A 3,882-nucleotide genomic window follows, 5' to 3' on the forward strand; every position below is an offset into this window, starting at 1 on the left:
GCCCCACGGCCTGTGCAACGCGGTGCTCGTGGAGCACGTGGTGGCCTTCAATTACAACTCGGCGCCGGAGCGCTTCAAGGTGATCGCCGAGACCTTTGGCATCGACTGCCGGGGCCTGAATCACCGGCAGATCTGCGGGCGTCTGGTCGAACACCTGATCGCCCTCAAGCACGCCATCGGCTTTCACGAAACCCTCGGTTTGCATGGCGTCAGGACCTCGGACATTCCGTTCCTGTCGCAGCATGCGATGCACGATCCGTGCATCCTGACCAACCCGCGCGAGTCCAGCCAGCGAGATGTCGAGGTCGTCTATGGCGAAGCCCTCTGACGARCAACAACGGGCTCTGGCCGGGCTGCTGGGGCTGGGCAGCCATTCGGCGCGCAAGAGTCATTACCCGGAACTGGCCGCGCGCCTGGATGATCTGGAAGCCGAGCGTAACCGCTACAAGTGGCTGTTCGAAAACGCGGTGCACGGGATCTTCCAGGCCAGCCTGCACGATGGCATGCGCGCCGCCAACCCGGCGCTGGCACGCATGCTTGGCTATCAGGACGCCCAGGAGGTGCTGTTCTCCCTGACCGACCTGGCCAGCACCCTGTTTGTCGACGGCGCGCAGGAGCTGGAAACCATCGGCGAAATCCTCAGGCACCAGCGCAGCCTGCACGGCTATGAAACCCGCTTGCGGCGCAAGGACGGCAGTTACCTCGATGTGTTGATGAACCTGCTGCTCAAGCCCGGCCAGGAAGGGCTGGTGGAAGGGTTCGTTTCCGATATCACCGAGCGCAAACTGGCCCAGCAACGCTTGCAGCAACTCAATGACGAACTGGAGCTGCGCGTCGTCGCGCGCACCAATGAATTGCTCGAAGCCAACCGTAATCTTCAGCAGCAGATCACCCAGCGTAAACAGATCGCCCAGGCTTTACGCGTCGCCCGCGATGCCGCCGAGGCGGCCAATCACAGCAAGGACAAATACCTCGCCGCCGCCAGCCACGATCTGCTGCAACCGCTGAACGCCGCGCGGTTACTGATTTCGACCTTGCGCGAACGCCAATTGCCGGAAGCCGAACAGGTGCTGGTGGAACGCACTCACCAGGCCCTGGAAGGGGCCGAAGACCTGCTGACGGATCTGCTCGACATTTCCCGGCTCGATCAGGCAGCGGTCAAGCCGGACATCGCCTCGTACCGCCTCGACGAATTGCTCGGGCCGCTGGTGTCGGAGTTTCAGTCCGTCGCCCAGGCGGCCGGCTTGAACCTGCGGGTGCGCATGGCCGATTACGCCATCAGCACCGACTTGCGCCTGATGACGCGGATCCTGCGCAACTTCCTCAGCAATGCCTGCCGCTACACCGACGAAGGCAGCATCCTGCTGGCGGCAAGGCGTCGCGGCGAGATGTTGCGCCTGGAGGTCTGGGACACCGGGCGTGGCATCGCCGCCGACCGGCTCGATTCGATCTTCCTCGAGTTCAACCAGCTGGATGTCGGCCGCGCCGCCGACCGCAAGGGCGTGGGCCTGGGGCTGGCGATCGTCGAGCGCATCGCCAGGATCCTTGGCTATAAAATCGGCGTGTACTCGTTGCCGGGGCGGGGTTCGATGTTCAGCATCGAGGTGCCGATCTCCGACGAGGTTCCGTTACCCGTGRGCCAGGCGGTGCCACAACCGGGCACCGGCAACCCGCTGCCGGGCCGCCGTTTACTGGTGATCGACAACGAAGTGAGCATTCTCCAAAGCATGGGCGCGTTGCTCGGGCAGTGGGGCTGCGACGTGCTGACCGCCACCGATGAAGCGTCGGCGCTGGCGGCGCTGCGCGGGCAGGCACCAGAACTGATTCTTGCGGACTATCATCTCGACCACGGGGTGGTCGGCTGTGATGTGGTGCGACATTTGCGCGAGCATTTTCACCAGAGCATTCCCGCGGTGATCATTACTGCCGACCGCACCGACCATTGTCGGCGTGCGTTGCAGCGGCTCAACGCACCGTTGCTGAACAAACCGGTGAAGCCCGGCAAGTTGCGCGCGGTGTTGAGTCAACTGTTGGGGGCCTCTGCCTGAAGCGGCCGATACTGCAGGGTGAAACCCAGTTCGGTGGATTGACCCTGTTCCAGCAAACGCAAGCCTGGCCGACCGGGCAGGTGATGCGCGTTGACCGGGTGGCTCACCGGTTCGATGCAGAAAAAACCCACGTCCACGGGGCAGTAGAGCAGGTAGTAATCGCTACCGGTGGCCTGGCAGTCGAGTTCGTAGCCGAGGTCGGGCTGTTGGATCAGGCAATGGCCGTTCCATTCGCAGAAGCCGTTGTCCACCATTGATTCGGGCAATGACTTCAGGTGCTGAAAATCCCACTCGACCGGCAATGCGCTGAGTTCTGTCGGCAGTTTTGCCCCGTCGCACAACCACACACGCCGGGCGGGTGCCTGTAGTCGGGTGCTCGCGGTGCGCGGCAGATATGGATGCAGTCCCAGACCATGCCACGCAGCGTGTTCAGCCAGGTGCGTGACGTGCAGTTCGATGCTCAGCTTGCCCGCGCGCAAATGGAAACGTTGCCGGGCGCGATAAGCGAAGGGGGTTGTGCTGTCGAGTTGCAGGACCACTTCATTTGGCGACCGGTAAACCACGTCCCACGGCTGCTGCCAGGCGCTGCCGTGAATCGGCAGGGGATCGGTGAGACTGTTGGGCGTCAATGCCAGCCAGCCGTCGGGGCAGTCGAAGCCGCCATCGGCGATGCGGTTGGACCAGGGGATCAAGGGAAAGCAGCCGAGCTTGCCGGGCAGGCCGGTGTTCAGGGCGTGCTCGTCGGCGTGTCGCAGCAAGGGATGGCCAGTGCTGCGCACGGTCCAGTTGACGATGCTGCCGCCCAGTTGCGGGGCGAGGGTGAGGCGGGTGAGTTCGTCTTCAAGTTCGATCAGTGTTAACGACATGTTGACCTGCCATGTGATTTTTTGAGGCTTGTGCCGTTTCCTGTGGCGAGGGGGCAAGCCCCCTCGCCACAAAGGCTCGCTCCCACAGAGGATTGGGTTGTTAGTTGGAAATCATGGGGGGCAGGGTGCCCAGCAATGAGACCGCCGCCACTGCACCAAGCCCCAGCATCCACTCCAGCATCACACTGGCACGCAGTGTTTGCAGACGCTGATCGCAGTCATCGATGCGCTGCCGATTGAACAATGCCAGGCCCAGCATCGCAGCGACCAGTGCAACCTTGATCAACAGGATCAAGGCGAATCCGCTGAACAATGGTGTCGGCCAGAACGCCCCGGTGAGCACCCGCACATTGATCAGCCCGGTGATCAGCAACCCGGCGACCAACCCGTAACCAACGCCGCTGAAGCGCTGCAACATCACGCGGATCGAATGCCCCGCGGGTTCTCGCAGAATCATCACCAGCAACATCAGGCCGCCAAGCCAGGCGCTCACGCAGATCAAGTGAATGAGTTGATTGAGGATCAGCAACTGGCCTGCGGTGCCATCGAGCATGGCGCCGTGGCCGACCGGGGCCAGGGTGGCCAGCAGCAGACCRCTGAAGATCAGGCGCAGCGCAAGGCTGGCGCGCAGTGGGGTCAGCAGCAACGCCAGCAACAGCAGGTTGATCAGCAAATGCCAGCGCCAGACCTGACCGAAAAAGGTGTTGCCCAGTACCAGGCCCAGGGTCGGCGGATCGAAGGCCGCGTCCCAGGCCCCGGCCATGCTTGCGGTAATCAGCAACAACCAGCAGACCCCGCTGCCCAGCGCCACCACGGTCAGCCACCGGGAGGTCCGTGCCAGGCGCTGATCCAGCGCGGTTTCGCCATTTGCAAGCAAGGGCCTGAACAACCAGCCCCCGAACAGCATCAGCACCACGATGAAATGCAGGAAGCGGCACAGCACCAGCGCGCTCGCCATGAATTACTGG

Annotated in this window: 3 protein-coding genes and 1 pseudogene; 2 read left to right on the forward strand and 2 right to left on the reverse strand. The window is 63.1% G+C overall.

Annotated elements, in window-relative coordinates:
- Both ACXRVY_RS19605 and ACXRVY_RS19610 read left to right on the forward strand, forming a co-directional pair.
- Nucleotides 1-328 (forward strand): annotated as a pseudogene (locus ACXRVY_RS19605) (alcohol dehydrogenase); the annotation flags it as partial.
- On the forward strand, nt 312-2,048 hold the full coding sequence (locus tag ACXRVY_RS19610; protein WP_458238033.1) for a PAS domain-containing hybrid sensor histidine kinase/response regulator: 1,737 nt from the start codon (nt 312-314) through the stop codon (nt 2,046-2,048). The pseudogene ACXRVY_RS19605 and the gene ACXRVY_RS19610, both read left to right, overlap by 17 nt.
- On the opposite strand, the gene ACXRVY_RS19615 is transcribed toward ACXRVY_RS19610, so the two are convergent.
- Nucleotides 2,024-2,914: an aldose 1-epimerase gene (locus ACXRVY_RS19615; RefSeq protein ID WP_457266180.1), complete on the reverse strand. Its 891-nt coding sequence runs from the start codon at nt 2,912-2,914 to the stop codon at nt 2,024-2,026. The genes ACXRVY_RS19610 and ACXRVY_RS19615 overlap by 25 nt on opposite strands.
- Before the next feature lie 100 nt (nt 2,915-3,014).
- Nucleotides 3,015-3,872: a copper homeostasis membrane protein CopD gene (copD, locus tag ACXRVY_RS19620; RefSeq protein ID WP_223461899.1), complete on the reverse strand. Its 858-nt coding sequence runs from the start codon at nt 3,870-3,872 to the stop codon at nt 3,015-3,017.
- Nucleotides 3,873-3,882 lie beyond the last annotated feature (10 nt).

This window comes from Pseudomonas sp. P5_A2_2 (assembly GCF_054177685.1).